The organism is Rhizobium sp. 57MFTsu3.2 (assembly GCF_012932765.1).
Classification (GTDB): Bacteria; Pseudomonadota; Alphaproteobacteria; order Rhizobiales; family Rhizobiaceae; genus Rhizobium; species Rhizobium altiplani.
Map to the genome: position 1 here is coordinate 55615 of NZ_JDWI01000027.1, position 24590 is coordinate 80204.

A 24590-nucleotide genomic window follows, 5' to 3' on the forward strand; every position below is an offset into this window, starting at 1 on the left:
GTCCAGCAATTACGGATATCCTATGTCCATAAGGATACATGATATCCTTAATTAAGGAGACAGACATGTCACAGCGCCTCAACTACGCACAGCATTCCCCTGAACTCTTCAAGAAGATCTCGGATCTCAGCATGAGCTTGAAGGACAGCACCATCGAGCAGAAAATCCGCGATCTCGTGAACATCCGGGCTTCCCAGATCAACGGTTGCGCCTTCTGCCTCGACATGCATGTCAAGGAAGCCAAGATCCACGGCGAAAGCGAACTGCGCCTCTATCATGTCGCGATCTGGCGTGAATCGAACCTCTTCGTTCCGCGCGAGCGGGCAGCTCTTGCCTGGACCGAGGCCGTCACGAAACTTCCGGAAGGCGGAATTCCCGACGAACTCTACGAGCGGGTCCGTGGTCAGCTCTCGGAAAAGGAAGTCTCCGACCTGACCTTCTCGATCATGGTCATCAATGCCTGGAACCGCGCGAGCATCGCCTTCAAGGCAGTACCCGGCTCCGCCGACAAGGCCTATGGCCTCGACAAGGCAGGCCTCAACTAAGCCGGCCTCAACTAGGCCTGCAACCTCATAGCCATCAGCACCGCGGCCGGCGGCCGCTCGAAAGGGAGAAGTCCCATGAAGATTGTCATCATCGGCGGGACCGGCCTTATCGGCTCCAAGACAGTGGACCGCCTGCGCAAGCGGGGACATGAGGTGATTGCCGCCTCTCCGAACACCGGTGTCAACACGATCACCGGCGAAGGACTGGCCGCCGCACTTGCCGGTGCCGAGGTCGTCGTCGATCTCGCCAATTCGCCGTCCTTCGAAGACCGGGCCGTGCTGGAATTCTTCGAAACCTCGGGACGCAATCTGTTTGCGGCTGAGAAGACCGCCGGCATCAAGCACCATATCGCGCTGTCAGTCGTCGGGACCGAGCGGCTGCAGGAAAGCGGCTACTTCCGCGGCAAGCTCGCCCAGGAAAGGCTGATCAAGGCCTCCGGCGTTCCCTACACGATCGTTCATTCGACGCAGTTCATGGAATTCCTGAGCGGTATCGCGCAGTCGGGCACGGTCGGCGACAAGGTTCATCTGTCACCGGCCTATGTGCAGCCGATCGCCTCCGACGATGTTGCCGACGCGATGACGGATGTGACCCTTGCTGCCCCCGTCAACACAACGATCGAAATCGCCGGGCCGGAACGCTTCAGGCTCACTGAACTCGTCGCTCGCTACCTCAAGGCGATGGGCGATCCACGCAAGGTCGAGCCGGATCCGCAGGCGCCTTACTTCGGCGCCCTGCTGGAGGATGGTTCACTGGTCTCGGACAACAGCCCCCGCCTGGGACAGATCACCTTCGAGCAATGGTTCAAATCATCCTTGCGGAAATAACCACCCACGAAAGGAATCTCGAAATGATGAAGTCGCTTTTTGTCGCGGCTGCGCTCGCAGCCGCATCATTCAACACAGCCTTTGCCGCCGAGGCAGGCGGCAAGGCTGCCAAGGTCACGCTCGTCTATGAGCATGAACTGCCGAACGCCCCGGGCAAGAGCATCAAGGGTGTTCTGGTCGAGTATGGTCCGGGCGGCTTTTCCGAGGGGCACACGCATCCGAATTCCGCCTTCATCTATGCAACGGTCCTCGAAGGCTCGATCCGCAGCCAGGTCAATGATGGGCCGGTGAAAACCTACAAGGCCGGCGAGAGCTTCTCGGAGATGCCTGGCGACCGTCATGGCGTCAGCGCAAACGGCAGCAAGGCAAAGCCGGCCAAGCTCCTTGCCGTTTTCGTGGTTGACACCGACCAGAAAGAGCTGACCTATCCCTTGAAGAAGTAGGCGAGGACGGGGCCGGGTGTCGATCGCGCACTCGGCCCCCCCCAAAGCGCAGCAATTATCGCGATCGGAGCTGCCATGTTCAACGACCCACTTTCGTTGCCGCTTGTTCTGATCAACATTCTGGGCGTAGCCGGCATTGTTGTCTGGCATCTCCAGGGCCGTGACCGCCCGACTGCCCGGCTGATCGTCCAGATCCTCTTCTTTGCAGGCATGACCGCCGTCCTCGTTATGGCAGGCATCCTGCCTCATCGCGTTGAGGAGACGCAGCTTGCCGGCGTGATGGCATTCCTGTCCATCTCGGCAAGGGTATTGTGGTGGACACATCTGGCATGGACCCTCATCGGCTTCGTACGGATCTATATCGTTCTGGAAAAGAGGCCGCGGGAAGCGCGGCTGTTGCAGGATCTGATCGTTGCCGTCGTCTATCTCGGTGTCGCGCTGTCCATCCTGGGCTTCGTCTTCAAAGCGCCCATCGGCACCCTGGTGGCAACGTCGGGTGTGGTTGCCATCATCTTCGGCCTGGCGCTGCAAAATACGCTTGGCGACGTGTTCTCGGGGATCGCGCTGACATTGGGCCGGCCCTTTGCCATCGGTGACTGGATCTTGCTTGGCGACGGCACCGAGGGCCGCGTCATCGAGAACAACTGGCGCTCCACCTTTCTGCTCACCGGCGCTCACAATGTCGTCATTCTGCCCAATAGCGTCCTTGCGAAGGTGGGTCTTACCAACCTCAGCCGTCCCGATGAAACGCATCAGATCACGCTGCTTGTCCGGATCGCGGCAAACCATAGCCCGCAGCTTGTCGAGGAGGCGCTGCGAACCGCGTTGCAATCAAGCACGCGCATCGTCCAGGATCCTCCGCCGATCGTCGCTCTCAAGGGGATCGATGCTGTCGCAATCGAGGCAGAATTGCAGTTTCGCGTGACCAGTCCAGCAAACAGGACGCCGGCGCGCAACGAAGTGATCGATCTCGTCCACAGCCACTGCCGGGAAAGCGGGCTCTCGCTCGCAATGCCCCCACAGAGCTATCTCTACGCATTGCCCGACCCAAGCGAGGTCAAGCTGCGATCAGCCAGCTCGCTCTAACACCCACTCGAAGCTGTTCTTCCAAAGGTCTTGCGGAATATCCCTCGCAAGGGTCTCGATCAGATCGGAAAAGCTGACGCTGCGCAATTTCTGGCGCCACGCTTCGTCGGCTTCCCACATGACGCGCGCCACCGCGCATGGACTGCTTTCGCAATAATCGTGGGGCCGACAGGGATTGTTGGCTCTGATGTTGTTGCAGACAAAGGTCTGCGCCTTGCCTTCGACGGCCTCGACGATGTCGAGAAAGGTCAGATCGGCGGGTGCTCTTGCCAGTCTGTAGCCGCCAGATGGGCCGAGCGTCGTATGAACGAGACCTGCTTGAGAAAGGCTCTGCAGCGCCTTCGAAAGATATTCCTTCGGAAGTCCGTGGAACTCGGCCAACGCCTTCGTCGACAGGTAACGGCCTTCGGGCAGACCGGCAAGTATGGCGCAACAATGCAGCGCCCATTCGACTTGGCTTTTCAGGATCATCATTTCCATCCGAAAGGGTACCGAGCGGCACCTATTAAGGACAGAAAATATCCCTATTTCGCGGCAATGTAAACGGGACAAGAAAGCAACAAGCGTCCAGGTCGCCAGCAATCAGCCAGCGACCAGCCGTGAAGCCCGGGACCGATCTGCTCCGGTATTCAGGCACCCCCGGGCTGCAACATGGAAGCAAAGGGATGTGGACGACACCAGCCTTGTCAGATCATCTCTCGCAATCGACGACCCGTTTCCTGCAGCAGCTTGAACGCCTGATATCGCCGATCGTGCTTGTCTCGAAGCGCCCCTGAAACAGGGCGATAGACCTTTGCAATACGCGACATGACAGCCATCGCGCTGGAAAGGTCCGGGAAGTGCCCGCCGGCGACCGCCCCGAGCATTGCAGCCCCAAGCAGCACCGGCTCAGGGCTTGTCACGCTGGCCACCTCCGTTGCCGTGGAATCCGCGATCATCTGCAGGACGAGGGGGCTGTTTGCCGCGCCACCACTGGCCACGATCAAGTCGATATCGATCGCCTTGTCGGCCAATGCGTCAAGCAGTTGCCGCAGCCCGCAGCCGAGACCTGCAAGGCCCGCCACGTAAAGTGCGACAAGCGAAGCCTCGCTTTCGTCGAGCGTCAATCCGGCGATCAGGGCTCGCGCATCAGGGTCGGCAAAGGGCGCCCGGTTGCCAAGAAATTCGGGCACGACGACAATGCCGTCGGCGAGGTCGGCAACACCATCCCCTGCGCGAGCGGCTGCTCGCTCCAGATAGCCGACGAGCGACAGTCCCTCCGCCTTGGCACGCGCCTCGATTGCGCCGGCGGCCGGGTGCATGCGCACCAGATAATCAATCGCGGCGCCTGCCGCCGACTGTCCGCCCTCGTTCAGCCAGAGGCCTGGAACCATCGCGGAAAAATACGGACCCCAGACCCCGTCGACGAAGGTGGGTTGCCCTGTTGTCGCCATCGAGCAAGCCGAGGTCCCGAAAATATAGGCGAGCCGTCGGCCGATGTCGGCGCTTCGTTCTGTTTCGATCTCACCTGCGCCCAGCGTTCCAATGCCTCCGGCATGCGCATCGATGAGCGCGGCGCCAACAGGCGTGCCGACCGGCAGGGCGAGCTCGGCAGCCGCTTCGACGGAAAGCCCGGTGCCGAGCGCGACGCCCGGCGCGACAATATCCGTCCCGATCCGCCTGAATTCATCGGCGGCCAGATCCTCCAGGCCGATGGCCCGAAAATAGTCGGCGTCCCAGCGCCCTTCATGGGCGAGATAGGTCCATTTGCAGGTCACCGTGCAGACCGATCGTGCCAGGCTTCCCGTGGCACGCCACGTCAGATAGTCGGAAAGGTCGAAGAAGTGGGCGGCCGCCTGGTATTGCTCGGGGAGGTGCCGCTTCAGCCACAGCAGTTTCGGGGTCTCCATCTCGGGCGAGATGCGGCCACCGACATAACGCAGCACCGCATGCCCGCCGTCGTTGATTTCGTCGGCTTCCGCGACCGCCCGGTGATCCATCCACACGATGATGTTTCTGTCGGGGTCACCGGAACGGCTGAGGCTGATCGGAGCTCCGCCCCCGCCGACAGCCACCAGCGAACAGGTGGCGTCGAAGCCGATGCCGGCGATCAAGGCCGGGTCGATGCCCGCATCTGCGACGGCCTGACGAACGGTGCCGGACACCGCCCGCCAGATATCCTCGCTGGACTGCTCCACGACGCCGCCAGCCTCATGCCAGATGGCAATCGGCTGCTTGGCTGATGAGAGTAGATCGCCGCTCTCGTTGAATACCCCCGTGCGCGCGCTGCCGGTACCGACATCAATGCCGAGAAAATAGCGTGCCATGTCTAGAGATCCGTGCTGTGAGGCAAAATGACAAGGTCGCGAATTGTCACGTTGCGCGGTCTCGTCAGCATGAACATGACGGCGTCGGCCACTTCGCTGGCTTCCATCAGACCGCCTGCTGCGATGGTCTCCTCGAGCTTGGCCTTCGGCCAATCGCTGATCAGGGCGGTGACGACGGGGCCCGGCGCGACGGCGCCGACGCGGATGCCATGCTTCATCACCTGTCGCCGAACAGTGTGAACAAACGCCTGCACGGCGAACTTGGAGGCAGTGTAGATCGGCTCCCAAACCACCGGAACGAGGCCCGCGATCGAGCTCGTCATGATGATGTCGCCGGTCTGCCGTTCAACCATATGCGGCAGGACGGCCTGAACGGAGCGAAAGGCAGCATTGACGTTCAAATTCAGCATGCGATCCCAGGCATCGGGATCCCCTTCGACGACATCGCCGCCGATATAGGCACCGGCATTGGCGTGGAAGATGTCAAGCTTGCCGAACTTTTCCAGGATCTGCGGCATCATCGTTGCAACGCTTTGCGGGTTCGTCAGATCGATGACCAGCGGAAATGCCTGGGGGCCGAGTTCAGAGCAGATATTCCTCAATGAATCCTCTGCCCGATCGATGAGAACGACACTGACGCCCTCGGTAAGCAGCGCCTTGGCGCATTCAAGGCCGATCCCCGAAGCCGCGCCGGTGACCGCTGCGACCTTTCCCGAAAGTTCCTGTCTCATAGCATTCCTTACCTTTTATCTTGGACCTTTTACCTTGGGACCTTTATCTTGGGTCTACGCGCGTCCGTGCGACACTCTTGAACGGCGTGCGAGTGAATCGACGATGACGGCAATGGCAAGAACGGCGCCCGTGATCATGTAGCGAAGCGACGATGACAGATCGAGCAGCGTCAGTCCGTTGGCGATCGACTGGATGACGATGATGCCGAGCAGGGCCGAATAGGCGCTGCCGCGACCGCCAAACAGGCTGGTTCCGCCGATGACGGCAGCAGCGATGGCATTGAGGTTGACGTCGCCCGTGCCGGCCTGCTGGCTTGCCGATGCAAGACGAGCCGCAGACAGCACGCCACCCAGCGCAGCCAGTATCGAGCAGAGCATGAAGGCGCTCGTGTAGATCAGGCGGACATTGATGCCGGCGCGGCGCGCAGCCTCGCGATTGCCGCCAACAGCGGTCATTGAGCGCCCCCACTTGGTCCGGGTCAGCGCGTAGCTCATGGCCACGACCAATCCCACGAAAAGGCCGAACATCCACGGAATGCCGCGGTCCTGGTTGAGATAGAAGACGATGAGTTCCAGCACAACGGTGATGAGGATTGCACGCAAGACGAGGCTGCCGAGCGAGCGTGAGGACAGGCTTGCCTCACGCCGGCGAACGACGGTCCGGTAGCCGGTCACGAACAGCACGATCCCTGGGATGGCGGCGAGCACGTAGGAAACAGGATCGGGCATGACGAGCAGCTGACCGAAATTCACGACCGCCGAACCGTAAGGCAGGTTGATCGAACCGGTCGCGCCTAGAAGATAGAGTTGCATGCCGAGAACCGCCAGCAACCCGGCCAGGGTCGAAACGAAGCTCGGCATTCCCAGGCGATTGAACAGCAATGCGTACAGTGCCCCGATGAGGCCGCCTGCGACAAGGGCGGCAAGGATCGCCAGGGCAACCGGCCAGCCTTCGTTGACCCACAGCATACCGACGAGTGCCGAGGCAAAGCCGCTGATCGAGCCGACGGAAAGGTCGATCTCGCCGACCATCAGGATGCAGACTATGCCGAGCGAGATAACGCCAACCGTGGAAGCGTCGAACAGCAGGTTGACGAGATTGTTGGCCGAAAGGAAGATCGGATTGAGCGAGGCGAACACTGTCCAGATGAGAACCAGCCCGACGACAACAGGCAATGATCCAAGGTCGCCCGATCGCACGCGATCTGCGAAAGCCCGGACGGCGCCGCTGACGCCGGTTTCATGTTTGACGCGAACGTCGCTTCTATCCAGCAACGGCGCTGATGGCGCGTTCTGATTGGCGTTGCTGCTCATAGGCTGTCTCCATCAGTGATCTCCCGCGACAGCTGGCGTCGGCTTGCCCTGCGGGAGACGGAATTGTCGGCAGCTCCAGTGATGGCACTGACGAGTTCCTGGTTGGTTGCGTCGGGATAGAATATTCCATTGTTGCGACCGAGGCGCAGGACCACGATGCGGTCCGCCACGGCCCGGACGTCTTCCATGTTGTGGCTGATCATGATGACGCCGAGGCCACGGTCGCGGACCCGTTCGATGAGGTTCAGGACCTCCGCCGTCTGTGCCACGCCAAGTGCGGCCGTCGGTTCATCGAGCATGATGAGCTTCGGTTCCAGGAGCAGTGATCGGGCGATCGCCACCGTCTGGCGCTGACCACCGGAAAGCGAGGCGATCGGAATGCGAACGCTTGGGATGCGCGCCGAGAGTTCATTCAGAAGCTTCCAGGAACGCACCTCCATCGACACTTCGTCGAGCTGCAGCGGACTGGTCTCCCGGCCAAGGAAGATGTTGGCGACAACATCCAGATTTTCGCAAAGGGCGAGATCCTGAAACACCGTCGCAATGCCCAGATCAAGCGCGGTGCTGGGGTCGGAGAGCGTCACCGGCTTGCCTGCGAAGGTGACCGTGCCCGATGTCGGCTGGTGCACGCCGGCAAGAATTTTGACGAGCGTCGACTTTCCAGCACCATTGTCGCCGACCAGAGCCACGACCTCTCCCGCATGCACGTCGAGATCGATATCGGTCAGGGCCGACACGGCGCCGAAATTCTTGGAGACGCCACGCAGGCTAAGCACCAGCTCGCCGGTCGGCGGCGCGTCGTGTTGATTGTTCGTCATCGAGGCAAGCCTTTCCGTATTTTCGCATGATACCTGCAATGAGCCCCCCGACGACAAGCGCCGGAGGGCCCTCGGGAGGAGCTGTTAGCTGCCAATGCCAAGCTTCTTGCAGCCTTCCGCGTAGCGGTCGCCGCAAAGCTGTTCGGGTGTCTGGATCGGCTTGCCGTTGACCGTCTTGTCGATGATCTCAGCCTTGAGGTTTTCGGCCGTCACGAGTGCCGGCGTGAACAACTGTGTCGGCGTGTCGAACAGCTTGGTATCGGCCTTCGGCGTTTCGCCGGCAAGCAATTGCATCGCGACGTTGGCCGCAGCGGCAGCAACGATCTCGCTCGGCTTGGAGATGGTGTTGTACTGGTCGCCGGCGATGATCAGCTGCAAGCCGGCAATCGTCGCGTCATTGCCTGTCACTGGCGGGACCGGATCCACACCAGCCGCCTTGAAGGCGGCGACCGCTCCACCGCCGGTACCGTCATTTGCCGCCACGACGCCGATGATCTTCTTGCCGAAGCGGGTGATCTGGCCACTTGCCCACTGCTGAGCCTTCGGGGGCGCCCATTCCGGCGTGTCATATTCGGCCAGAACCTGGTATCCGCCCTCAGCGATGCCCGCATGGATGCCCTTCTTGATGAGGCCGGCGGCCGCGTCGGTCGGCGAGCCGTTGATTTCGAGCAGACCACCATCTTCCGGCTTGACGTTGGTCTTCTTCAGATGCTCCACGAGCGATGCGGCAATCATCTTGCCGATCTCTTCATTGTTGAAGGAAACGTAGTAGTCGGCTGCTGCGGACGGGATCGGGCGGTCATAGGCGATGACCTTGACGCCCTGGCTCTGTGCCATCTTCACCAGCGAAGCAGCAGCGGTGGAATCGACCGGGTCAAGTATGATTGCCTTGGCACCCTGCGAAATCGCAGAGTTGAACTGCTGCTGCTGGCGCGATGCGTCGCCGTTGGCGTTCTGGTAGATTACCTTGCAGCCGGCGCAGAGCTTTGCCATTTCGGCCTGGAAGCCCGGGAAATCATGCTCTTCATAACGTGTCGAGCTCTGGTCGGGCATCAGGAAGGCGACGGTCGCGTCCGTGACTTTGGCCGACTGTGCAAAAACGGACGTTCCACTGAGAAGGCCCAGCGCCAGAACCGCGGCGCCTGCGAGTTTCGTCGAAAGTTCAGTCATTTTCGGTTTCTCCATTGAAGAGATCGATTGTTGCGGTTACTGACTCAGACCCGTGGCTGGCCCGAGTTCGAAAGCGTACAGAGCCCCGGTCCGAAGCTGACGGTCAAAGACGGCAGCCGGCCGCACTTCTGAGCTGCACCTGTTTCCAAATTTGAAGACAAGCGATCCCTTGCGGAGGCCGCCACGGTCTCCGTTCGCACTTGCCCTCAATGTGTCCTGTCTCCTCCCGTCCTCCTTGAGTTAGGCGGCCTCCACCGCTTTTTCGTTTTGTGCCCTCAGGGCTCGGAACCTCGAGGGCGGCATCCCTTTCTGCGCGAGAAAGTGCCTGTTGAAATTCGAAAGGTTGTTGAAACCCGATGCGTAGCAGATATCGATCACCGCCAACTCCTGGCTGCTCATCAGCAGCTGACAGGCGAGGTTGATGCGCAGCCGGTTGACATACTGAACCACCGAGAAGCCGGTATGCTTGCGAAACGACCTGGAAAATGCGCTCGGCGTCTGACCGGCAATCGCCGCCAGATCGGTCTCGGAAAACGGTTCGGTCAGGCGCTCGCGGATATACGCCAGCGCCTTGTTGGTGCCGATCGACATGTAACCGGAGGGATCGGGCTGGTAGTCGGATGTCGTGAGCGCGACGTGATTGCTGGCGCCGGTCAGGAGTTCGACGAGTTGCATGAAGAGTGCGATGCGACGGGCACCCACGGCCTCCAGCATTTCCTGCATGATCGGCTTTGCAAGTTGAGCCGTCTCGAGCGGGAAGAGCACGCCCCGGCGGCTATCGGCAAGCACCGAGCGGAATCCCTTGAGCTCCGGAAGAATGGAAAGCAGGCCATCGATGAAGGCCTCGGAGAATTGCAGAACCAGGCATCGCTGCTCGATGCGCCTGTCGTCGACAACGTCGCTCACCCAGTTGTGGGGCAGGTTTGGGCCAGTCATGACAAAATTGCCCGGCTGGAAGTCACCGATGAAGTCGCCGACAAAATAGCAGCCGGACGTCTCGGTGATGAGGTGGATCTCGTATTCGGGATGAAAGTGCCACCGCACCGTATGATAGGGATATCCGTGCGACCACATCTTGAAGGACTCGCCGGAGCGTATCTGGACGACTTCCAGATCGGGCTCTGATACATCCCGCATACGACAACCCCTCCCTGGGATACACTTTGCTGCCAGGCCTTGAACGGAGGAGCTCTCCCGGCTCCATCCCGCGACCATGGAAGAAGTTTAGCCGGATGCGACAGGGGGCTCCACCACATTTGACCCCGCCGGCCGATACTTTTTTGTCATCCGATTTAGCGTTACCTAGATGCCCCCTGGCATATTTCCAGCTGAATCTGCTTTTGCCGCCGGCGACCGCGGCCGCTGTGGCGGGAGAGAATGCTCAGGCACGGGAGACACGTTCACGTCCCCCCCTCGGGCGAAGAGGACCACATGGTCACCGCCATATTGCTCGCCGTTGATCGGGCTCGCAATCCCTTGACGCGCACGAACGTCAAACCGGCTCAACCTGAAATGTCAGGCTCGAGCGTGCTCCGGGACGGCGGGCGCCTTGGTTGCCTCGCCCTCAAGCAACCGGTCCACGATCATCCGGCCGATCGGGATGGCCGAGGTTGCCGCGGGTGAGGGGGCATTGCAGACATGCAGCATTCGTTCGGTCTGCTTGAAGAGAAAATCATGGACCAGGCTTCCGTCGTCCATGACCGCCTGGGCGCGAATGCCAGCCTGTGGGCTCTGCAGGTCATCAATTGTCAGGGGCGGGCAATATTTCCGGCATTCGGCAAGATAGCGGGCGCGCGATGCGGAATTGGCGAATTCTGAGATTGCCGAGCGCCAGTTCCTCCGTGCCATTCTCCAGAAGCCGGGAAATGTCGTCATACTGGCGACATCAGCGATCGCAAAGCTGCCCTTGGCATAGCCCTCGCGCGCAAAGCCAAGCACTGCGTTCGGGCCGACAGTCATGCCACCATCGATCGTTCGCGTCAGGTGAATTCCGAGAAACGGCAGATCCGGATCGGGGATTGGATAGATCAGGCGCTGTGTGACCTTCGCCTTGGATGCCGGCAGTGCGTAGTATTCCCCCCGGAAAGGCACGATCCGATGGCTGATCTTCACGCCGGCCATCAATGCGATGCGGTCCGATTGGAGACCGGCGCAGGCTATCAGTCTTCTCGCTTCGACAGGACCGGACGCGCTTTCGACGCGCACGCCCTTCTCGTGTTCGTGAATGGCTCTGACTGCCGTTCCGCGCCTGATTTCGCCGCCTCCGGTCTCGATCGCCCGTGCCATGGCACGGCAGACAATTGCATAGTCGACGATCCCCGTGGAGTGGACGAGAAGGGCACCGAGACCCGCGATATTGGGCTCATCGGTTCTCAGTTGCGCCGTCGACAGCCGCGCATAATCGATGTCGTTTTGGCGCGCCCTGTCCTCAAGCGCCTCCATGCGCCGCATCTCCGCATGATCAGTCGCGACCAAAAGCTTCCCGCAGGTTTCGAAGGGGATGCGGTTCTCAGTGCAGAAGCGCTTCGTCGCCTCGGCGCCCTCACGGCAAAGCTTTGCCTTCAGCGAACCGGGAGCATAGTAAATTCCGGCATGGATGACGCCACTGTTGTGGCCTGTCTGGTGTCTCGCAAGCTCGGGCTCCTTTTCCAGGATTACGATGCTGGCGCCCGGCATCCTTTCCTGCAACGCCATGGCGACCGCCAAACCGACGATGCCACCGCCAATGATACAATAATCATACATCTTGCTGCCCGACTCCGACTGCTGCCTGTTGCAAGGCTAGCACTCGAGCGCCACGCCGTCTTGAAGTTCTTATGACGTAACTTGCTCGTCAGGCGCGGGCATAGAGCGCGCGGTTCTTGTTGCTGGGGGGGCGCGTGTCGACGCCATCGTCGCGGGAAATTGGCAAACGGCGGGGTTCTCACCGTCAGAACGAAAAGAACCCCGCTGAAGGAAGCGGGGTTGGAGTTTTTGAACCCCGGAAGTCGCGGTTTCAGGGGCAATAGAGCGTTAAGGCCTCGCGGGGAAGAAGATACGCAAAGCCCAACCCCAAACGGATAGGGCGCCCGTTGGTTCCCATTTCTTTTAGAACCTCACGCGAGGCGGGCTTATGACAGGAGGCCTCCCCGGCGGGGGTTGGCGCAAGGGAAGCCTCCTGTTACGGCGCACCTTCGGGACACCGGTCCCGAAAGCGCCCCACACTAAACCTTATTTACAGTCCTGCTAATATGATTTCTCGCCAGACCTGGACGAAAACGAACGAACTTCCCCATGTTGCGACCTCTTGTTTGGCAAGGAGAGCGCACTCAGTATTCCAATTAGATCTTTCGAGGTCGAAATGGCTGAATGGCATCTCGCCATGCGTTCGGGGCAAATCAGGTTCCGTTTGAAGTTACGGGCCACATCGGCGCCCGGCCAACGAGAACGGCCAGCGGTCGCCGCACAAATCCAAACCGCGCAGCATATGGACAAAGGGCCGAAGCCCGCGCCGTTCCAGCTCGTTGAACGCTTCGTCGGCGCGGCGCCCCCTGCCAGAAGTCTATTTCTCGCGTATCGACAGGACGTTGCGGATGGAAAAGCTGGAATTGATCCGCAGCACCCCAGGCAGGGCAGAAAGGATTTCCTTGTGGATTCGTTCGAAAGCGCCGGCACTCTCGACGTCAACGCGAAGCATGTAGTCGGACCCGCCCGTCATCAGGAAGCACTCGCGGATCTCCGGATACTTGCGCACGGCGGCTTCGAAGCGATTGAGGTATTCCTCCGTCTGACGCTCCAGTGTGATCTGGATGATGACCGCAATTGCTTCCTCACCCACCACATCAACTATGGCTGTATAACCTTTGATGATACCTGCCTTTTCCATCAAGCCTATACGGCGAAGGCAGGCAGAGGCGGACAGGCCGATCTCCTTGCCGAGGTCGACATTGGATATCCGGGAGTTCAGACGCAATTGCCGAATGATTTTCCTGTCGAGAGCATCAATCTCATACATTGTCGCCTCATCTATTCGCGCCGCGGCGGTACCGCCTTCATCCAGCATCGATTGCGTCGGCAATCCATCGCATGGGATGTTCACCCCGAATAGAAGAGAATCGCTTCGTTTGGCAACGGCATGAAAAGCCGGAGACCATCGCCTCGTCTTCGCCCTGCAGCTGGCCCGCCCAGGAAAGATCAAAAGTCTGCCTGCTGTGGGCTTGGTGCCGATCCTGATGGCCAAACATGCCGGCCATGCCGCAACATCCGGTTGCCGCAATTTCGACCGACGCGCCAAGAGCAGCAAGAACCCTCTTCCAGTCCATCAGGCTACCGCCAGCGCTTTCGCTGCAATGGACGAACAGCTTGCGTGGCAATCGCGCCGCGGTCAGCTTCGGCAGGGCGCGTCCCCGGGCGATTTCCTCGCTCAGGAACTCCTGGACAAGAAGAATAGGCTCCCCCGCCAGGCCGGCCTTCTTGTATTCCTGGCGGATCATCATGACGAAAGCCGGATCGACCCCCACCATCGCCCTGCCGGATCCGGCAACTTCGTCGATCGCCGACCTCAGCTTCCTGGCCTGCCTGATGAACCGGGTTCTGTCGCCGAGCACGTGGGCCGCCTTTCCCCCCGCCGACATCGCAACAAAAACAGGCCGGTAGCCAAACCGGCTAAGACCATCTGCGAGCGCCAGGGCTGCCTGTGTGTCGAAAAGCGCCGTAAACGGATCCTGCCAGATGAAGACCGTTTCCTCGTGCCATTGCCGTTTTGCGATCACTTCGGCGGAAAAGGTCTGATATCCGCCTCTGCCCACATCGTGAAATGCCAGTGCAGGAAGGTTGCGCAGACCAGACAGTGTCTCCATCAGCGGGTTGAACAGTCTTGCAAAAAACGCCGCGAATTTTCTGTGACGAACCAGAACCGGTGAATATTCTTCGAGCAACAGCGCTGCCTTGTCCGCCAGTGATCGTCGACGCTTCCGATAGAGCCGGTCGAGGAAATGCGATTTCATCTCGGGTATGTCGACCTGCACCGGGCAACTCGTCGCACAGGCCTTGCAGCCAAGGCATCCGTCGAGCGCGGCCAGGACATCATCCTCAAGTTCCTCGGTCGCATGGCCGCTCTGATGCATCTGGTGCCAATGTCTCAGCGCGTCGGCGCGGCCCTTCGGGGAATGGCGAAGGTCACGGGTCGCCTTGAACGAGGGGCACATGACGGTGCTGCGCTGATAGCTCAGACACTGCGCATTGCCGTTGCACTTGAACGCCAGGCTGAGAGGATCGCCGTCTTCGGTGTTGACGCTGCGGAACGGGGTTGTCTCGATACCCATGAGGGCACCCGGTTCACCTACGAGCTTTCCCGGGTTGAAGCGATGCCGCGGATCGAATGCCCGCTTGATGCGGCCAAACGCCTTGTAGGCCGTGGCGCCGACGGACTCCGCCAGATAGGCGCCACGCACGCCCTTGCCGTGTTCCCCCCAGAAGATGCCGCCATGCCGGCGCGTCAATTCGAACACGCCGTCCGAAATCGCCTTCATGATGGCCCTGTCTTCGTCGCGATCGATATTGAGGGCAGGGCGGATGTGCAGGCAGCCAACGTCGACATGCCCATACATGCCAAAGTTCAAGCCGTTGGTGCTCAGCAGCCCCGTAAAATCCCTGACGAAGGCGGCAAGGTTTTCGACAGGCACCACGCAGTCCTCGACGAAAGCGATTGGCCGGCGTGTGCCACCTACCTTGCCGAGCAACCCGACACTTGCCGCCCTGACCTGCCAGAGTGCAGCCATTTCGATATCATCAACAGCCACGTGGCTTGCGATTGCGCCGGTAAGCGTCAGCGCGCTCTTGCGCAGGACTTCAACCTGCCGTGCGAGATCGGCTTCGTCGTCTCCGACGAACTCCACGAAATTATAGGCAATCGGCTGCCCGTCGCGAGCGCGAAGCCCGGCAGGCAGCGCCTGCAGAATTCCGGCCGTTTCGGCCAGGCCCTGGACCCATTCGTCCATGACTTCGATCGCCAGCGGATCATGCGCCAGGAGGCAACCGCCCGCATCAAGTGCCGCGGCAAATGTCTCGAAACCGATGACGACCAGTCGCTTGAATTTCGGCTTCGGCAGCAGACGCAATCTTACCCGCGTGACGAGACCGAGGGTGCCTTCCGCGCCGATCGGTAGGCGCCACCATTCGAGATCGCCTCCAGGCGGTTTGGCCCGCTCGAGATCGTAACCAGTAAAACGCCGTGAAAGCGCCGGCACCTTTTTCAGCAGTGCTTCGCGACCCGACTGACAGGCCCCCTCGATCTCCAAGAGCATTGCATGAGCCCAATCGGGGGGCGGCGCGGCACTATCCAATGTCCGCCCGCCATCGAGAACGAGTTCCATTCCAAGGATATTGTCGCTGGTCTTGCCGTAGCGGCGCGACCCCTTGCCCGACGCATCCGTGCTCACCATGCCACCAATGGTGCAGCGGCTCGCCGTTGATGTCGTCGGCGCAAAAAAGAGACCGGTCGACGCAAGCTGCGCATTCAGTTCATCAAGAACGATGCCGGGCTCCACCTCTACCCACTGCTCTTCGACGTTCACCGCCAGTAGACGGTTCATGTACTTCTGAAAGTCTACGATGATGCCGGCATTCAGGCTCTGGCCGTTGGTGCCCGTGCCGCCACCGCGCGCGGTAACGGGAACGCTGCTGAGATCATCAGTATCGAGGACACGCATCAGCCGTCGCACGTCCTCGGCATCGCGTGGGGCAACGACGATATCCGGCGCGATCGCATAGACGCTGTTGTCGGTGGACATGGCCGCGAGAAGTGCAGCATCACTTGCGACGTCGCCACGAAAACCGTTTTCCTTCAGAAGAGCAGGAAGTCGTTCAAGAGCAGGATGATAAAGGGGCTTCTTTATGTTCTGGTGCATTATCACTGTAACCCAGGGGCATCACGGAAAGGCATTGAACCACAAAGACGACGTTCGTATAATTAGAAAGATATGAAGATATTTTCGGAAAATACGAACCTGGGCCTGCGCCATCTTCGACCCCCGCTAACGGTTATGGAATCCGATCCGGTAAGCAATGATCTCAAACTCGCAAAACAATCATTCTGACCCGGGGTAAAAGATGATTCCAGAATCAGGGTGCCTCTGCGTCCCGCCTCGACCAACCACCGCTGAACTGGAGCTATTTCTTCGATGAAGATATTTCCAGAAAACACGAACATCGGTTTGCGACACCTGAGGGCAGCGCTCACTGTAATGGATGAGGGGTCCTTTACCCGAGCTGCGCTGTTGCTTGGGGTCGTTCCCTCAGCCTTGACCGAAACAATTCGGACACTCGAAGCAGAGTGCCGGACGGCAATTTTTGACCGGAAATCTCGTCCGATACGAGCGACTGAAGCGGGTCAGGAATTCCTGGAGGGCGCACGCGATATTCTCGCTCGTTTTGAGCTTTCGCTCGCAAATGTGCGACAGGTAGGTGGTCTCAAGCGGGGGCGGGTGCTCATAGGCGCTGCGCCATCCGCCGTCCTTACTCCGCTTTCTGAAGCGATCATTAAATTCCGCTCAGATCATCCTGGGATCGACGTCATTGTTCACGACGACGTTGCCGAGCGCCTTGCCAGTCTGGTTGTGGACGAAACGCTTGATTTCGCATTGGCCGGGCCGGGTTTCAAGTCGGCCGAACTGCATGAAGAAAAGATCAGCGAAGATAGATTTGGTCTCGTTTGCCATAAAAGCCATCGCCTGGCCCAGTCTTCAGCTTCGGTCCTTCTGTCCGACATCGATCCAGATGACCTGATAGTCCTCGACGGGCAGGCCGGTATTGCGAGGATGCTCGCGGACTGCGCTGACCTGCCGCAACAGCTGACTGTCGGCCGCATTCAAACATTCAGCACCATCGCCCAGTTGACCTTGATCAGTCGCAACGCTGGCGTAGCCCTGCTGCCACAGCAGGCTGCCGATGTCATCCAAAGTGACGAGATCGTCTTTCGCGAGATCGCTGACCTACACCTGGTGCGCTCGCTCTATGTCTTAACCCGCACTCGCTCGACTTTGCCGCCTGCGGCAAAGCGCTTTATCGCCTACCTCACTTAGCACCTCTCACAGGATAAGCAGGATCTTGCCTAGGTTTAGGACTTACTAATCAGAGCCAGACTGAAGACGCCGAGCCTGCTCCAGCGGATGAAGCGATTGTAAAGCATCGTGCAAGCACCGTATTCCTTTGGCGCGTCGCACCGGCGCAATCCGTTGCGAATGACCAAGATAGTGCCACTTACGATCTTACGGTCATCCACTCACGGAAGGCCGCGTGGAAAGTAGGGCTTTATTCGGCGCATTTGCGCTTGGGATAACAGCATTATATCACTCATTGCAGCCCTCGTTGCACTGCAAGGAATCAATCCCTGGATATTGCTGCAAGTGGCAAATGCCGCTGACCTCTATTCGCCCCCAGACGTCACTTCACAGCGATGACGACCTTCCCCTTCGCACGACCCGTTTCGACATAGTCCAGAGCCTCGTTTGTCCTCTCGAACGGGAAGACCCGGTCCATCACTGGACGTATGTGACCGGCCTCGATCAGGGAGGTGATCTTTCCGAGCTGCCCGCCGTTGGCTGCCATGAAGTGAAACGAATAGCTGATCCCTCGGCGTCTCGATTTTCTCCTGATACCAGAGCTCAGCAAGCGCATGACCTGTTGAAGTAGCCAGCCGGAGCCGTTCTGCCTCGCGAAGTCCGGATCGGGCGGACCGGAAATCGAGAGCAGCTTGCCGCCCGGCTTTAACACAGCAAGGGATTTCTCCAGCGTATCCTTCCCGAGGCTGTTCAGCACGACGTCATAGCCCTGCAGCACTTTCTCGAAGTCACCGTTCTTGTAGTCGACCACGACGTCTGCGCCGAGACTTTTCACAAGAGCGATATTTGCCGAGCTCGTGGTGGTGGTCACATATGCCCCAAGATGCTTGGCAAGCTGGATTGCGATCGTGCCAACGCCGCCCGAGCCGGCATGAATCAGGACCTTCTGCCCCTTCTGCACGTTTGCCCGCTCGACAAGCACCTGCCATGCCGTAAGGGCGACAAGTGGAACGGATGCGGCCTCTTCCATGGTCAGATTGTTCGGCTTCATTGCTACATCGGCCTGGTCCATGGCGATATATTCCGCAAATGTCCCGATGCGATCCTGGGCCGGACGGGCATAGACCTCATCACCGGGTTTAAATTGCCGGACCTTGGCCCCGACCCGGACCACGACGCCCGCGACATCGTTGCCCAAAACCAGTGGAAGGCGGTAGGGCAGGACGAGCTTGAACTCTCCGTCCCTGATCTTGCTGTCCAAAGGGTTTACACCGGCGGCATGGATCTCGACCATGACGTCGTTCTCACGCAATTCCGGCTCGGGACCTTCGCCAAGCCGCAGGGCACCGCCTTTCGCATAGCGATCGATCTGGAATGATTTCATCATACTAACTCTCGTTTCTAGGATGAGCTGGCAGCGCCAGCAGTGCGGCGATGAAGGCTCAATCGGGAAGTTTGTTGAATTTCCGAAGGTTCTTGTCGACGAAGGACTCGGGGCAGGAAGCGGCGGATGAAGCGGACCTGTCTCGCCGCTTTTCCGGCGGTGTAGCGTGGTTTAGGCAATGCCTATTCTGTTTTGCTCATCGGCCTCCGCTTTGATTTTGTCATGGAACATCGATGAACAATCAGTTACTATCAAATTGATATCGAGTCACTACTAAAAAGATATGGACATGAAGAATCTTTCGAACCAGCCCTGCCTGATCGCTCGAAGCCTCGCGCTTGTTGGGGACGCATGGAGCATGCTGATCATGCGCGACGCCCATGCGGGGCTGACCCGCTTCGACGATTTCCGCAAGAGCCTCGGTATCGCGCCGACGATGCTGACGGGGCGACTTTCAGGCCTGACTGATGAGGGGCTGCTGGAGAAGCGACGCTATTCCGACCGTCCGCCAAGGGACGAGTATGTGCTGACGGAAGCCGGCCGCGACTTTCTGCCAGTGCTGTTTGCGATCGGCGCGTGGGGACGCAAGCATCGCGGCGGCGGTAAGGTAACCCGGTTCTTCGACGCCGAGACCGGGACGGAGATCGATCCCGTCACCATCGACCGCGTGACTGGCGCTCCGGTCGGAACACGTCCTATACGTATCGCCGCACCCGAATAGGCCGCCCCGCAGCAGATGAAGCCGCGCCTGACATCTCTGCGAAGCTCGCGTTGAGCGCCTTTTCGACCGCCAATCCTTGCGGCTTGCCGTCGAGCAATTCGTTGCTGGCACGAGCAGCGCTCCCGGAATAGGGCGGAAGCGGATTTCAAGTTCGGATGAGGTCGACAGGGTGAGGCTCAGGACAGCGCGAAGATTCTCACCTCCCTCGCTATGCCCTGAAGTTCCTCCATTCGGGAAACCGACGTGATGCCGGTGTCACGCAGGATTTCTGAAACGTGGGTATCCCTGACAATCGCTTCCGTCGTCATGATCACATTGGGATCAGCAAGGCCCTGTACGCGGGAGGCAATATTGACGGTCTGACCGAAGTAGTCCTGCCTGTCGTTGAGGTTGACTGCGAGACATGGTCCCTCATGGATGCCGATCTTCAGGAGAAGATCGTCGCTGCCGTGCTCGGCATTCAACTGAAGCATCGCCTCGCGCATCCGGAGCGCGGCGGCCACCGCGCGGTCGGGGCTCGGGAAGGTCGCCATGACGGCGTCGCCTATTGTCTTGACGACCGCCCCGGCCTCCGCAGCAACTATCTCGTGAAGGACCCTGAAGTGCGCTCGTACCAGATCGAATGCGGCAAGGTCACCGACGCGCTCATAGAGCGCGGTCGAGCCTCTCAAGTCAGTAAAGAGGAAGGTGAGGCTGGTGATCTTGAGGCGCTGGTCGACGTCAAGTGTGTCGGTCCGATAGATGTCCCGGAAACTCTGGTTCGACAGGAGACGTTTCGCCGTGAGAAAAGCTCGCCTGCGGCCCAGCAGATCGTGTAGCTCGTCCCCTGCAACACAGACGTTCGGTATCACCCTGCGTTCGGTGTGGTTCTCAAGCATGAGGCGCAGTGGGCCAGGACGAAGCGGGACCGTTTCGTTTAGCGCATGCGCCTTACTGATGACCATCGATAGGTTTTGCCGTTCGTCGGTGGGCTCCCCCTTCACGTCGATGAACTGCGCCGCGTGTGTTGCCGGATCGAAGATGATCACGAATTGCGCCGGCAGGTGCAGTGAGACGAAAGCCTTCTCACCCGGAGCCAACTCGATCATCTCCAGTTGGATGCGTGCGAACCTTGCTTCGAAGTCCTCTGGCAGGTCGACTCCGGAACTGAAGAAGATCTGTCGGTAGTATTCAAGGGGCGGAAGCCGATCGGGCTCGTGGGCAGAAATCCTGCGAACCCTCGGACTGACCGTGAACGTCACCTCGACCATTTCGTCGAGGGTTGGTTCATATCCGGCCGCGCAGAGCGCGCACTGGTACGTTTCCTGATCGACTGTTTTCAGAGTTGCACCGGTGTCCAGAACGCCGCCGCAACCTGGGCAAAGGACATTCCAGGTCATGTCGAACGCGCCTATGCGCGCTGCATGCAGAAATGCTGCGATCGTTTTCTCTTCGTCGAGATGATGCGTATCAGCAAAGGCGAGCACATTGATGCGATTAAGATCGCGATCGGACCCATGCGTGACTACGCGCTCGATACAGTCAACCGTCTGCGGGTCAGCCGCCTGTCGCAGGCTGGCAAAAAGCGCGTCCACTTCATTCATGAGACAAGTCTCCGTGTGCGTAATCACAAGGGATAACAACGCCAAGAGCCGAATTGTACCATGGAATTTCCTGATCGAAATCTCGCCATCAATGCGATTGAACCCTCAAGCCTCCGCGACAGCATCGTCTCGAGCGTCAGGCTCACGAACCCGCAGCCGCACGAGCCTGTCTCCGGCAGCAGAGCGGTTCATCAGCGACCTCATCTAGCGCAGTCCGCACAAAACTCTCAGTGATCTGATGAAAATTGCGAAAATACGACCGCAATTGCTTGTTTCCATAACGGATTGAGCGAAACTTCCGTTTGACGAACGATATCCTCACTCAAGGTAAATCGGGACCGATCATGGACAGCAGTACCTTCAACGTGACGCTTGCAACGGACGGATGCGGCGTCCTTTCCATTGACGATGGCGCCCCTGCCGTAAACTGCCGACGGTCTGGAGCGCTGCTGCCATCGCCGTTACATCAGAGCTGACGTCTTTCATTTTCTGGGGTGCACAATGAAGATCACCGTTTTGGGCGCCGGCGTCATCGGCGTCACCACAGCCTACTATCTGGCAAGATCGGGACACGATGTAACGGTGCTGGAACGCCAGAGCGGACCAGCGCTGGAGACGAGCTATGCCAATGCCGGTGAGATCTCGCCGGGTTACGCGTCGCCATGGGCCGCCCCCGGAATACCTCAGAAGGCCATCAAATGGCTCTTCATGAAGCATGCGCCGTTGATCATCAGCCCAACTGTCGATCCGGCCACCTGGGCCTGGGTGATGGCAATGCTGCGCAATTGCACCTCCGCGCGCTATGCCATCAACAAGAGCCGCATGGTTCGCATTGCCGAATACAGCCGCGACTGCCTGATTGAACTGCGCGCTGAGACCGGCATTCCGTATGACGAGCGAACCCAGGGAACCCTGCAGCTCTTTCGCACGCAAAAGCAGCTGGACTCGATCACAAAGGATATCGAGGTTCTTGCAAAGGACGGCGTGCCGTTCGAGGTGCTCGATCCGGCCCAGTGTGTTGCCGCCGAACCCGGGCTTTCGCCGGTGAAGCACAAGATCGTCGGCGGATTGCGTCTTCCCAACGATGAGACCGGTGACTGTTTCAAGTTCACCAATGAACTCGCCAAGCGTGCCGAGGCACTGGGCGTCCATTTCGTCTACGGAACCGATGTCCACAAGCTGCGGATCGACAACAACAGGATCAGCGCGGTGGAAACATCGCGCGGCGTGTTCGATGGCGATGCGGTCGTGGCCGCGTTCGGCAGCTTCACGCCAAGTCTGCTGAAGCCGCTCGGACTGAAGATCCCGATCTACCCGGTGAAGGGATACTCGATCACGGTTCCGATCATCGACGAAAGCCGCGCACCAGTCTCGACAATCATGGACGAGACCTTCAAGATCGCCATCACCCGCCTTGGCGACCGGATCCGCGTTGGTGGCATGGCCGAAATCTCGCGCTTCAACAAGGACTTGCCGACGTCCCGCAAGGCAACGCTTGTACATTCCGTCGAAGATCTGTTTGGTGGGGCAGGGGATCAGAGCCAGGCGCAGTTCTGGTGCGGCCTGCGCCCGATGACGCCCGATGGCACCCCGATCATCGGCAAGACCGTCTACGACAACCTTTACCTCAATTCTGGCCACGGCACGCTTGGCTGGACGATGGCATGCGGCTCCGGCCGAGTGCTGACAGATATCATCAACAGGGCAAGACCGCAGATATCGATTGAGGGTCTCGATCTCAGCCGCTACGGCTGAGGAGACGAAAGGCAGAATTCGTACGCTATCCTGATAAAATACCGGCGCCGCGATGGCAGCGCCGGGGTTTCACGACCGGGTGGTCAGCGTGCCGCCCAGTTGGCACCACGCCTGAAGATGGTCTTCATCTCGGGCACCGAGAATTCCTTGGCCTGGTGGCCAAGCGAGGAATAGAAAACGCGGCCCTTGCCGTATTTGCGTTTCCAGGCGACGGGCATGACGACACCATCGATCCAGTAGGCGTGATCGCCGGTGAACCTCGTCGTGGCCAGCACCTCATTCGAGGGGTCGACGTGCATGTAGTATTGCTCGGACGTGTAGGGGAAGTCGGTAATGCCTTCCATGATCGGGTCGTCCGGGCGAGTGACATTGACGGTGTAGTCGATGATGTTGCCGGGGTGTGCCACCCACTGGCCGCCGATGATGAACTGGTATTCGACGCATTCGCGGAAGCTGTCACCAGCGCCGCCGTGGTAGCCGGCAATGCCGACGCCGCCCTCGATCGCGGCCGCGAGGTTCTTGATCTCTTCCTTTTCGATCTTCGACATCGTCACGATCGGCACGACGAGGCTGAGATCATGGACGGACGGATCCGCAAAAGCCTCGGTCGTGTGCTCGACGTAGACCTTGAACCCGTCCTCCTCCAGCATGTCCTTGATGATTGCGGCGCATTCCTGTGGCTCGTGGCCACTCCATCCGCCCCAGACGATCAGTGCTTCACGCATAGTCTTCCTCCTGATGATTACTTGGCCAGTCGCCCGTCGATGAGCGACTGTGACAGCGGCATGGGCCGCTCTGTTTGAGTGGTGATGGCAACCGTGCGCCCGCTCTCGGAGGCAGCATGGAAGGCCTCCATGACCTCGAGGACATGCAGAGCCAGGTCGCCGTTGGCGCGATGCGGCCGGTTCGAGCGGATGGCATGGGCGAGATCCGCAACACCGATCGAGCGATAATTGCCGTCGCCATAGGGCGCCGTCAGCGGCTGCTGTTCGAAGGCGCCACCTTTCTTCAAAACTTCAACATCGCCTCCGAAGTGATTGGGATCGGGAACGATCAGTGTGCCCTCGGTGCCGTAGATCTCCAGTGGCACATGCTTGTGTCCGGCAACGTCGAAGCTCATTCCGATCTGTACGACCGCACCATTGGCGAACGCCATGAGACCGGCGACATGGGTGGGCACGTGTACCGGGATGTGCTCGCCGTTTCTCGGTTCGCTGGTGATCACGCGCTCCTTTCGCGGCGTGATGGCGAAGCCTGCCACCTGCGCGACCGGTCCGAAAAGGTTGACGAGATCGGTGATGTAGTAAGGGCCCATATCGAGCATCGGTCCGCCGCCGACCTCGTAGTAGAAGGCCGGATTTGGATGCCACCGCTCGTGGCCGGGGCACATGAAAGTTGCTGTGCCGCCGACCGGCTGGCCGATGACACCCTGATCGATGAGGGCACGCGCCGTCTGATGCCCGCCGCCGAGAAACGTGTCGGGAGCCGCACCGATGCGCAGCCCCCTGGCCTTGGCGGCTTCGGCGAGCTTCTTGCCCTCCGCGAAATTGATGCCCAGCGGCTTTTCGGAATAGGCATGCTTGCCGGCCGCAAGCGCCTGCAGGCCGACGGCAACGTGAGCCTTCGGGACCGTCAGATTGACGATGATTTCCACTTTCGGATCAGCGAGAAGCTCATCAATCCTCTTTGCCGGCACGTTGAATTCGCTGGCCTTGGCTTCTGCCAATGCGTGGTTGAGATCGGCCACACCGCGAACCTCAAGGATGGGGAAGGATGCCATCGCTTTCAGATAGGCGCCGGAGATATTGCCGCACCCGATGATGCCGATACCGACTGGTTCCATGATTTCCTCCCGTTGGATGTCGTG

The 24590-nt window shown here is 59.7% G+C and carries 21 protein-coding genes and 2 pseudogenes; 7 read left to right on the forward strand and 16 right to left on the reverse strand.

All coding sequences use genetic code 11. The features are described from left to right. The first annotated feature begins 65 nt into the window (after window positions 1-65). From AF71_RS23810 to AF71_RS23825, 4 genes are all read left to right on the forward strand, one after another. Window positions 66-545 carry a carboxymuconolactone decarboxylase family protein gene (locus AF71_RS23810; protein ID WP_018858418.1) on the forward strand — a complete coding sequence of 160 codons (480 nt, stop codon included), beginning with the start codon at window positions 66-68 and terminating at the stop codon, window positions 543-545. A 75-nt stretch (window positions 546-620) separates the two neighbouring features. Further along, the gene (locus AF71_RS23815; RefSeq protein ID WP_169683459.1) at window positions 621-1373 is read left to right on the forward strand and encodes an SDR family oxidoreductase; all 753 of its coding nucleotides are present in this window, start codon (window positions 621-623) and stop codon (window positions 1371-1373) included. Window positions 1374-1396: 23 nt separating this feature from the next. Beyond that, window positions 1397-1816: a cupin domain-containing protein gene (locus AF71_RS23820; RefSeq protein WP_169683461.1), complete on the forward strand. Its 420-nt coding sequence runs from the start codon at window positions 1397-1399 to the stop codon at window positions 1814-1816. A gap of 75 nt (window positions 1817-1891) precedes the next feature. Continuing rightward, on the forward strand, window positions 1892-2902 hold the full coding sequence (locus AF71_RS23825; RefSeq protein ID WP_169683463.1) for a mechanosensitive ion channel family protein: 1011 nt from the start codon (window positions 1892-1894) through the stop codon (window positions 2900-2902). On the opposite strand, the gene AF71_RS23830 is transcribed toward AF71_RS23825, so the two are convergent. The 10 genes from AF71_RS23830 to AF71_RS23875 form a co-directional block, all read right to left on the reverse strand. Next, window positions 2885-3373 carry an Rrf2 family transcriptional regulator gene (locus AF71_RS23830; RefSeq protein WP_169683465.1) on the reverse strand — a complete coding sequence of 163 codons (489 nt, stop codon included), beginning with the start codon at window positions 3371-3373 and terminating at the stop codon, window positions 2885-2887. The two genes, AF71_RS23825 and AF71_RS23830, sit on opposite strands and share 18 nt — an antisense overlap. A 215-nt stretch (window positions 3374-3588) precedes the next feature. Continuing rightward, complete coding sequence (locus tag AF71_RS23835) at window positions 3589-5208, reverse strand: FGGY-family carbohydrate kinase (protein ID WP_169683467.1); 1620 nt, start codon at window positions 5206-5208, stop codon at window positions 3589-3591. A 2-nt stretch (window positions 5209-5210) separates the two neighbouring features. Beyond that, window positions 5211-5939 carry an SDR family oxidoreductase gene (locus AF71_RS23840; protein ID WP_169683468.1) on the reverse strand — a complete coding sequence of 243 codons (729 nt, stop codon included), beginning with the start codon at window positions 5937-5939 and terminating at the stop codon, window positions 5211-5213. Between the two features lie 54 nt (window positions 5940-5993). Beyond that, window positions 5994-7253, reverse strand: coding sequence for an ABC transporter permease (locus AF71_RS23845; RefSeq protein ID WP_018858412.1), 1260 nt, complete (start codon window positions 7251-7253; stop codon window positions 5994-5996). Continuing rightward, a complete protein-coding gene (locus tag AF71_RS23850) occupies window positions 7250-8071 on the reverse strand; it encodes an ATP-binding cassette domain-containing protein (RefSeq protein WP_169683470.1) in 822 nt (273 codons plus the stop codon). The genes AF71_RS23845 and AF71_RS23850 overlap by 4 nt, the downstream gene beginning before the upstream one ends. 84 nt (window positions 8072-8155) lie before the next feature. Beyond that, a complete protein-coding gene (locus tag AF71_RS23855) occupies window positions 8156-9241 on the reverse strand; it encodes a sugar ABC transporter substrate-binding protein (protein ID WP_169683472.1) in 1086 nt (361 codons plus the stop codon). Between the two features lie 240 nt (window positions 9242-9481). Then, window positions 9482-10378, reverse strand: coding sequence for an AraC family transcriptional regulator (locus AF71_RS23860; RefSeq protein ID WP_025661294.1), 897 nt, complete (start codon window positions 10376-10378; stop codon window positions 9482-9484). 378 nt (window positions 10379-10756) lie between these two features. Further along, window positions 10757-11986 carry an L-2-hydroxyglutarate oxidase gene (lhgO, locus tag AF71_RS23865; RefSeq protein ID WP_169683474.1) on the reverse strand — a complete coding sequence of 410 codons (1230 nt, stop codon included), beginning with the start codon at window positions 11984-11986 and terminating at the stop codon, window positions 10757-10759. 796 nt (window positions 11987-12782) lie between these two features. Next, window positions 12783-13235 carry an Lrp/AsnC family transcriptional regulator gene (locus AF71_RS23870; protein WP_169683476.1) on the reverse strand — a complete coding sequence of 151 codons (453 nt, stop codon included), beginning with the start codon at window positions 13233-13235 and terminating at the stop codon, window positions 12783-12785. A gap of 37 nt (window positions 13236-13272) precedes the next feature. Next, complete coding sequence (locus AF71_RS23875; RefSeq protein WP_210258364.1) at window positions 13273-16128, reverse strand: FAD-binding and (Fe-S)-binding domain-containing protein; 2856 nt, start codon at window positions 16126-16128, stop codon at window positions 13273-13275. A gap of 273 nt (window positions 16129-16401) precedes the next feature. Here AF71_RS23875 and AF71_RS23880 point away from each other — a divergent pair, with 273 nt between their 5' ends. Then, the gene (locus tag AF71_RS23880; protein WP_169683478.1) at window positions 16402-17301 is read left to right on the forward strand and encodes a LysR family transcriptional regulator; all 900 of its coding nucleotides are present in this window, start codon (window positions 16402-16404) and stop codon (window positions 17299-17301) included. A gap of 62 nt (window positions 17302-17363) precedes the next feature. On the opposite strand, the pseudogene AF71_RS31875 reads toward AF71_RS23880, so the two are convergent. The 3 genes and pseudogenes from AF71_RS31875 to AF71_RS23890 all read right to left on the reverse strand — a co-directional run. After that, window positions 17364-17576: pseudogene (locus AF71_RS31875) on the reverse strand (transposase); the annotation flags it as partial. A gap of 86 nt (window positions 17577-17662) precedes the next feature. Further along, the gene (locus AF71_RS23885; RefSeq protein ID WP_169683516.1) at window positions 17663-18664 is read right to left on the reverse strand and encodes an NADP-dependent oxidoreductase; all 1002 of its coding nucleotides are present in this window, start codon (window positions 18662-18664) and stop codon (window positions 17663-17665) included. A gap of 58 nt (window positions 18665-18722) precedes the next feature. Further along, window positions 18723-18846: pseudogene (locus AF71_RS23890) on the reverse strand (short-chain dehydrogenase/reductase); the annotation flags it as partial. Between the two features lie 107 nt (window positions 18847-18953). Between AF71_RS23890 and AF71_RS23895 the strand changes: the two are divergent. After that, the gene (locus AF71_RS23895; RefSeq protein WP_169683480.1) at window positions 18954-19385 is read left to right on the forward strand and encodes a helix-turn-helix domain-containing protein; all 432 of its coding nucleotides are present in this window, start codon (window positions 18954-18956) and stop codon (window positions 19383-19385) included. Window positions 19386-19561: 176 nt separating this feature from the next. Here the strand turns inward: AF71_RS23895 and AF71_RS23900 are convergent, their stop codons facing one another. After that, a complete protein-coding gene (locus AF71_RS23900; protein WP_169683481.1) occupies window positions 19562-20968 on the reverse strand; it encodes an adenylate/guanylate cyclase domain-containing protein in 1407 nt (468 codons plus the stop codon). Window positions 20969-21469: 501 nt separating this feature from the next. On the opposite strand from AF71_RS23900, the gene AF71_RS23905 reads away from it, so the two are divergent. After that, a complete protein-coding gene (locus AF71_RS23905; protein WP_169683483.1) occupies window positions 21470-22723 on the forward strand; it encodes a D-amino acid dehydrogenase in 1254 nt (417 codons plus the stop codon). 83 nt (window positions 22724-22806) lie between these two features. Here the strand turns inward: AF71_RS23905 and AF71_RS23910 are convergent, their stop codons facing one another. Together AF71_RS23910 and AF71_RS23915 are read right to left on the reverse strand one after the other, a co-directional pair. Beyond that, a complete protein-coding gene (locus tag AF71_RS23910; protein ID WP_025661301.1) occupies window positions 22807-23448 on the reverse strand; it encodes a ThuA domain-containing protein in 642 nt (213 codons plus the stop codon). A 17-nt stretch (window positions 23449-23465) separates the two neighbouring features. Further along, complete coding sequence (locus AF71_RS23915; RefSeq protein ID WP_169683485.1) at window positions 23466-24566, reverse strand: Gfo/Idh/MocA family oxidoreductase; 1101 nt, start codon at window positions 24564-24566, stop codon at window positions 23466-23468. Window positions 24567-24590: the final 24 nt, after the last annotated feature.

Bases quoted from the DNA above. Each gene is read 5' to 3' on its own strand.
- AF71_RS23855 (WP_169683472.1), bottom strand. From the start codon at position 9,241: ATGACTGAACTTTCGACGAAACTCGCAGGCGCCGCGGTTCTGGCGCTG.
- AF71_RS23875 (WP_210258364.1), bottom strand. From the start codon at position 16,128: ATGCACCAGAACATAAAGAAGCCCCTTTATCATCCTGCTCTTGAACGA.
- AF71_RS23900 (WP_169683481.1), bottom strand. From the start codon at position 20,968: ATGAATGAAGTGGACGCGCTTTTTGCCAGCCTGCGACAGGCGGCTGAC.
- AF71_RS23815 (WP_169683459.1), top strand. From the start codon at position 621: ATGAAGATTGTCATCATCGGCGGGACCGGCCTTATCGGCTCCAAGACA.
- AF71_RS23905 (WP_169683483.1), top strand. From the start codon at position 21,470: ATGAAGATCACCGTTTTGGGCGCCGGCGTCATCGGCGTCACCACAGCC.
- AF71_RS23910 (WP_025661301.1), bottom strand. From the start codon at position 23,448: ATGCGTGAAGCACTGATCGTCTGGGGCGGATGGAGTGGCCACGAGCCA.
- AF71_RS23850 (WP_169683470.1), bottom strand. From the start codon at position 8,071: ATGACGAACAATCAACACGACGCGCCGCCGACCGGCGAGCTGGTGCTT.
- AF71_RS23840 (WP_169683468.1), bottom strand. From the start codon at position 5,939: ATGAGACAGGAACTTTCGGGAAAGGTCGCAGCGGTCACCGGCGCGGCT.
- lhgO (WP_169683474.1), bottom strand. From the start codon at position 11,986: ATGTATGATTATTGTATCATTGGCGGTGGCATCGTCGGTTTGGCGGTC.
- AF71_RS23915 (WP_169683485.1), bottom strand. From the start codon at position 24,566: ATGGAACCAGTCGGTATCGGCATCATCGGGTGCGGCAATATCTCCGGC.
- AF71_RS23835 (WP_169683467.1), bottom strand. From the start codon at position 5,208: ATGGCACGCTATTTTCTCGGCATTGATGTCGGTACCGGCAGCGCGCGC.
- AF71_RS23880 (WP_169683478.1), top strand. From the start codon at position 16,402: ATGAAGATATTTCCAGAAAACACGAACATCGGTTTGCGACACCTGAGG.
- AF71_RS23810 (WP_018858418.1), top strand. From the start codon at position 66: ATGTCACAGCGCCTCAACTACGCACAGCATTCCCCTGAACTCTTCAAG.
- AF71_RS23860 (WP_025661294.1), bottom strand. From the start codon at position 10,378: ATGCGGGATGTATCAGAGCCCGATCTGGAAGTCGTCCAGATACGCTCC.
- AF71_RS23845 (WP_018858412.1), bottom strand. From the start codon at position 7,253: ATGAGCAGCAACGCCAATCAGAACGCGCCATCAGCGCCGTTGCTGGAT.
- AF71_RS23870 (WP_169683476.1), bottom strand. From the start codon at position 13,235: ATGTATGAGATTGATGCTCTCGACAGGAAAATCATTCGGCAATTGCGT.
- AF71_RS23830 (WP_169683465.1), bottom strand. From the start codon at position 3,373: ATGATCCTGAAAAGCCAAGTCGAATGGGCGCTGCATTGTTGCGCCATA.
- AF71_RS23825 (WP_169683463.1), top strand. From the start codon at position 1,892: ATGTTCAACGACCCACTTTCGTTGCCGCTTGTTCTGATCAACATTCTG.
- AF71_RS23820 (WP_169683461.1), top strand. From the start codon at position 1,397: ATGATGAAGTCGCTTTTTGTCGCGGCTGCGCTCGCAGCCGCATCATTC.
- AF71_RS23885 (WP_169683516.1), bottom strand. From the start codon at position 18,664: ATGAAATCATTCCAGATCGATCGCTATGCGAAAGGCGGTGCCCTGCGG.
- AF71_RS23895 (WP_169683480.1), top strand. From the start codon at position 18,954: ATGAAGAATCTTTCGAACCAGCCCTGCCTGATCGCTCGAAGCCTCGCG.